General features: G+C 65.3%; 5 protein-coding genes. All 5 read left to right on the top strand.

What is annotated here, in order from left to right; translation table 11 throughout:
* Positions 1-133 precede the first annotated feature (133 nt).
* The 5 genes from NKI29_RS30530 to NKI29_RS30550 all read left to right on the top strand — a co-directional run bounded on the left by NKI29_RS30530 (position 134) and on the right by NKI29_RS30550 (position 5,856).
* A complete protein-coding gene (locus tag NKI29_RS30530; RefSeq protein ID WP_352757313.1) occupies positions 134-916 on the top strand; it encodes a DeoR/GlpR family DNA-binding transcription regulator in 783 nt (260 codons plus the stop codon).
* A complete protein-coding gene (locus NKI29_RS30535) occupies positions 913-2,292 on the top strand; it encodes an FGGY-family carbohydrate kinase (protein WP_352757315.1) in 1,380 nt (459 codons plus the stop codon). Before NKI29_RS30530 ends, NKI29_RS30535 begins: the two co-directional genes overlap by 4 nt.
* Positions 2,289-3,833: a sugar ABC transporter ATP-binding protein gene (locus NKI29_RS30540; protein WP_352757317.1), complete on the top strand. Its 1,545-nt coding sequence runs from the start codon at positions 2,289-2,291 to the stop codon at positions 3,831-3,833. The genes NKI29_RS30535 and NKI29_RS30540 overlap by 4 nt, the downstream gene beginning before the upstream one ends.
* Before the next feature lie 20 nt (positions 3,834-3,853).
* Positions 3,854-4,831, top strand: a complete 978-nt coding sequence (locus tag NKI29_RS30545; protein WP_502896740.1) for an ABC transporter permease subunit — start codon at positions 3,854-3,856, stop codon at positions 4,829-4,831.
* A gap of 86 nt (positions 4,832-4,917) precedes the next feature.
* On the top strand, positions 4,918-5,856 hold the full coding sequence (locus NKI29_RS30550; protein WP_352470775.1) for an ABC transporter substrate-binding protein: 939 nt from the start codon (positions 4,918-4,920) through the stop codon (positions 5,854-5,856).
* Positions 5,857-6,000 lie beyond the last annotated feature (144 nt).

Raw genomic sequence — 6,000 nt, forward strand, 5'->3', positions numbered from 1 at the left:
ACGTCAACAGTGATGTTATCGCGTCAGATCAGGCTTGCAATCCGAGGCGTGTTGAGTAAGTTGCACCAATTGCCGTGCAAAATGGCAATGCCCTGCAAAATGCTTGGAAGGCAAGCGCATTGGGAGGTAAGGGTTGAGCGACTCCGGCCGCCAGCGCCAGATTGTCGAGCTTTTGCGGGACCGGCCTTTCGCATCGGTGCGCGAGCTGCAGGAGCGGCTTGGCGTGTCGGCGGCGACAGTGCGGCGCGACATCGACAAGATCGACGAGGCCGGCGAAGCGCGCAAGGTCTATGGCGGCATCTCGGCGCTCGATGGCGCTTCGCAAGCCGGCGTCGCCTATGCCAGGCCCTATGACGAGAACCGCGACCTCGCCGTCGAGGCCAAGCGGCAGATCGCCGCTCTCGCCGCCACCATGGTGCGCGACGGCGACGCGGTCATCGTGCATGGCGGTTCGACCTGCTTCCATCTCGGCGTCAAGCTCGCCGACCGCAACATCCGGCTCTACACCAACTCGATGCCGCTCGCGGCCTATCTCAGCGACCACGGCCATTGCAGCCTCACCGTCGCCGGCGGCGAACTGCACCGCGAGCCGGGCATCATCCATTCGCTGACGCAGACGGTGCCGTTCTACGCCTCGAAGTTCTTTCTCGGCGCGCAAGGCATCGGCCAGGAAGGCCTTCTGGAATCGCACCCGCTGCTGGTCCGCTCGATCGTCGAGCTCAGCCTCTGCGCCGACCAGATCGTCGTGCTGGCCGACAGCCGAAAACTGTCGATCCACGCGCGCAATGTGGCACTGCCGCTGTCGCGGATCGGCACGCTGGTCACCGATGACGGCCTGTCCGAGACAGATGCCCATATGCTCGAAGATGCCGGCGTCATGGTGCGGATCGCGGCTTCCTCGGGAGGCGCCCAGTGAACATCGCCGTCCTCGATTTCGGCAAGACCAATTCGAAGCTGTTCGTCTTCGGCCAGGACGGACAGATCCTCGAGGAGCGCCGCACCCAGCCGAGCTGGATCCGCAAAGGCGGCTTCAGCGTGCTCGACGAGCCAGCGCTGCACGACTGGGCGGCTCGCGCCATCGATGATGCAGTCGACACGCATGGCGTGGAAGGGCTGATGGTATCCGGCCATGGCTGCACCTTCGCGTTGGTCGACGAAGCCGCGCTGACGCATCCGATCCTCGATTACGAGCAGGAACCGCCAGCTGAAATCGCCGCGCAGATCGACCGCCGCATTCCGGATTTTGCCGAGACCTTTTCGCCGCGCCTGCCGCTTGGCTTCAACTACGGCCGCCACATGTTGTGGCTGAAGGAGGTGGAGCCCGGTGCCTTCGCCACAGCGAAATCGATCCTCGGCTACCCCCAATATTGGAGCTGGCGGTTTGGCGGCCGGCCGGTATCGGAAGTGTCGTATCTTGGCTGCCACTCGCATTTATGGGCGCCGCGCAAACGCGATTTCAGCTCGCTGGTCGATGCCGAGGGCTGGCGCGGCCAGATGCCCGCCTTCGAGCGTGCCGGCGCGGTGATCGGCGAGCAGCGCTTCGGCCAGGCCGCGAAGCCAGTCGCCATCCATAATGGCGTCCACGACAGCAATGCCGCGCTCCATGCCTACCGCCGGCAGCAGCTCGGGCCGGTGACCGTGGTCTCGACCGGCACCTGGGTGGTCGTGCTCAATCCGGACTGCCCGCTCGACGCACTCGATGGCGAGCGCGACATGCTGGTCAATGTCGATGTCGATGGCGGCCCGGTGCCAACCGTCCGCTTCATGGGCGGGCGCGAATTCGCCACGATCAGCGCCGGCTGGCAGGGCGCAATCGCGCCGTCATCGATACAACGGGTGATCGACGCCGGCATTATGGCGCTGCCGAGCTTCGCGCCCGGCGGCCCGATGCCGCACCGCCGCGGCGAACTGGTCGGGCGTACGCCCAATGCCGAGGAACGCGCGGCCATGGCGCTGCTCTATGTCGCGCTGATGGTCGATCTGTGCCTCGAGCTGATCCATTCGGACAACACAGTGATCGTCGACGGCGGTCTGAACAATGGCGGGCTGCTTGCCGCGTTGCTGGCGCAGTTGCGGCCCGGGCAGGCTTTCCTGCAGGGCGCAACGCTGGAGGGCAGCGCCACCGGTGCTGCCGCACTTGCCTTCGAAAGCGTCGGACGCCAGTTTGCCACCGAAGCGCCGGAGGCGGTGCATGCGGCAAGTTTCAGCGGCCTTGCCGGCTATCGCAACGACTGGCGCGGCCTTGCCGCCGACCGGGCTGTGGCCAGCGCAGCTGCAGGAGCTGCGCGATGAGCGCCGCCGCCCGGATCGAGACGGTGCGCCAGCCGGTGCTGGAGATGCGCCACATCTCCAAGACGTTCGGTGCGATCCGCGCCTTGCACGATGTGTCGCTGACCGTTCACGCCGGCGAGCTGCACGCGCTGATGGGCGAAAACGGTGCCGGCAAGTCGACGCTGATGAAGGTGCTGTCCGGCGCCTACCGGCCGGACCCCGGCGGCGAAATCCTGATCGACGGAGTGCCGGCCGCGACTGGCGACCCGATCAAGGCGCGCGCCGCCGGCATTGCGGTCATCTATCAGGAGCTGTCGCTGGCGCCTAATCTGTCGGTAGCGCAGAACATTTTTCTCGGCAACGAGCCGCGACGGTTCGGCGTTGTCGACCGCGAGCAGTGCAATCGGCGCGCCAGCGAGATCATCGCGCGGCTTGGCGTGACCTTCTCGGCGCGCACTCCGGTCGCAAGCCTGTCGCTCGGCGAGCGACAGCTGGTGGAAATCGCCCGCGCGCTGTCGACCAATGCGCGCATCATCGTCATGGACGAGCCGACCACGTCGCTGACCTCGCGTGAGACCGACCGGCTGTTCGAGGTGATCGCGACGCTGAAGTCGCAAGGCATCGCCATCATCTACATCAGCCACCGCATGGAAGAGGTCTACCAGCTCGCCGACCGCGTCAGCGTGCTACGCGACAGCGGCTATGTCGGCACGCTCGACCGCGCCGACCTGAACGCCTCGCGCCTGGTATCGATGATGGTCGGGCGCGATCTGTCGACGTTCTACAAGAAGGATCACCGTCCGCCGGACAGCAAGCGCGCCATCGCGCTGTCGGTGCGCGACATGTCGGACGGCAATCTCATAAAGAATTGTTCCTTCGACCTCCACCAGGGCGAGGTGCTGGCACTGGCCGGCCTGGTCGGCTCGGGCCGCACCGAACTGGCACGGCTGATCTTCGGCGCCGACAGGCACACATCAGGCACGCTGGAGCTCGGCGGCAAACCGATATCCATCGGTTCGCCGAGCGAGGCGCTCGATGCCGGCATCGCCTACCTGACCGAGGACCGCAAGCAACTTGGCCTGTTTCTCGACATGTCGATCTCCGACAATATCAGCATGGGCGTGCTGGCAAAGGACGCGAAGGCCGGCGGTTTGCGCGACTTCACGGCTGCCGAAAAGCGCGCCGCCAAGGCGGTGTCAGACCTCTCCATCCGCACCAGCTCGGTGCAGGCCAATGCCGGCTCGCTGTCGGGCGGCAACCAGCAGAAGGTGCTGCTCGCCCGCCTGCTGGAAACCGAGCCGCAGGTCGTCATCCTCGATGAGCCGACCCGCGGCGTCGATGTCGGGGCGAAGTCGGAAATCTATCGGCTGATCGACAACCTGGCCAAGAAAGGCATCGCCATCCTGATGATCTCCAGCGAACTGCCGGAGGTGATCGGCATCGCCGACCGCGTGCTGGTGATGCGCGACGGCACCATTGCCGGCGAGGTGACGGCGTCGGAGGGCGAGCCGCTGCGGCAGGAAGCGATCATGGAACTTGCAACGGGAGCGGCTCAGCGATGACCGACAAGGTGGCCGACACGATGAAAGCGGACGACCGGGCGGTCGGCAGGAGCACGAGGTGGCGTACCGCCATCGCCGCACTCGGCATGCTGCCGATCCTGATCCTGCTGGCGGTCGGCTTCCAGTTCATCAATCCGCGCTTTTTCACCCAGACCAACCTGCTGATCGTCATGCAGCAATCGTCGATCAATATCGTGCTGGCCGCCGGCATGACCTTCGTCATCCTGACCGGCGGCATCGACCTGTCCGTCGGCTCGATCCTTGCCGCCTCGGCGATGGTGGCGGTGATGGTGTCGCTGGTGCCCGATTGGGGACTGCTGGGCGTGCCCGCGGCCATTCTCGTCGGGCTCGGTTTCGGCGTCATCAACGGGCTGCTGATCGCCTATATCAAGCTGCCGCCCTTCATCGTCACGCTGGGATCGCTGACCGCCGTGCGCGGCGTCGCCCGCCTGCTCGGCCAGGACACGACGGTGTTCAACGCGGACCTGCCGTTCGACTTCATCGGCAACGGTTCGCTGTTCGGCGTTCCGTGGCTGGTAATCATCGCGCTGGCGGTCGTCGTCCTGTCCTGGCTGGTGCTCAAGCGCACCGTGCTCGGCACCTGGATCTACGCCGTCGGCGGCAACGCCGAGGCCGCCAGGCTGACCGGCATCAAGGTGCCGCTGGTGCTGCTCTTCGTCTACGGCGTTTCCGGCCTTCTGGCCGGCCTTGGCGGCGCCATGTCGGCGGCCCGGCTCTATGCCGCCAACGGGCTTCAGCTCGGCCAGTCCTACGAACTCGACGCCATTGCCGCAGTCATCCTCGGCGGCACCAGTTTCGTCGGCGGTGTCGGCTCGATCTGGGGCACGCTGATCGGCGGCCTGATCATCGCCGTGCTGTCCAACGGGCTCATCCTCGCCGGTGTTTCGGACATCTGGCAGTACATCATCAAGGGATTGGTCATCATCGTGGCGGTCGCCCTCGACCGTTACCGGCTCCAGGCAGGAGCAAGAACGTGATGGCCCTTAGTCGCCGGCATCCAACGAGCCGGTTTCATGTGTAACGCACCGTGAGAGGCGCGGGGCATCAGGAGGAAAATAAAACAATGAAGACCATCGCTAAACTGCTCTGCGGCGTCGCCCTTGCGGCCGCCGTCATCGCGCCGGCATCGGCAAAGGATCTGAACAAGGTCGGCATCTCGGTCGGACTGCTCGGCAACCCGTTCTTCGTCGCCACCATCAAGGGCATCGAGGACGCGGCCAAGAAGATCAACCCGAATGTGCAGGTGACATCGGTATCGGCCGACTACGATCTCAACAAGCAGGTATCGCAGGTCGATTCCTTCATCGCTGCCGGTGTCGACGTCATCATGCTCAACGCAGTCGATGCCAAGGCGATCGCGCCGGCGGTGAAGAAGGCGCAGGCGGCCGGCATCGTCGTTGCCGCTTTCGACGTTTCGGCGCCGGGCGCCGACGTCACCGTGATGACCAACAACGTCAAGGCCGGCGAAGAGGCGTGCCAGTATCTGGTCGATAATACCGGCGGCAAGGGCGACTATGTCATCCTCAATGGCCCGGCCTCGTCGTCGATCCTGGAGCGGGTCAAGGGCTGCAAGGACGTGCTGGCAAAGCACCCCGACATCAAGATCCTTTCCGACGACCAGAACGCCGAAGGCTCGCGTGACGGCGGCCTGAAAGTGTTCCAGTCGCTGCTGACGCGTTTCGACAAGATCGACGCGGTCTTCGCCATCAACGATCCGACGGCGATCGGCGCCCAGCTTGCGGCCAAGCAGCTCAACCGCTCGGAGTTCATCTTCACCGCGGTCGACGGTGCACCCGATATCGAGAAGGAACTCGCCTCCGGCACGTCGATGATCAAGGCCTCGGCCTCGCAGGATCCCTATGTGATGGCCGGCCAGTCGCTGACGATGGCGGCTGACCTGCTTGCCGGCAAGAAGCCGGCCGAGCCGACGGTGCTGCTCGACCCGAAGCTGATCACGGCCGACAATTTGAAGGATTACAAGGGCTGGACCGCGGCTCGCTAAGCCTCCCAAGCCTGGTGGGGGGGGGGGGGGCCGGCGGGCCCGGGTTTTGGGGGGGGCGGGTTCGCAAACCCCCGGGGGGGTGGGGGGGGGGGGGATAAAACGCGCCCCGAAAGTTGGGGTGTTTTTAAAAAAACACCCCCCCAC

It is taken from the genome of Mesorhizobium sp. M0678, assembly GCF_040320505.1.
GTDB lineage: Bacteria > Pseudomonadota > Alphaproteobacteria > Rhizobiales > Rhizobiaceae > Mesorhizobium.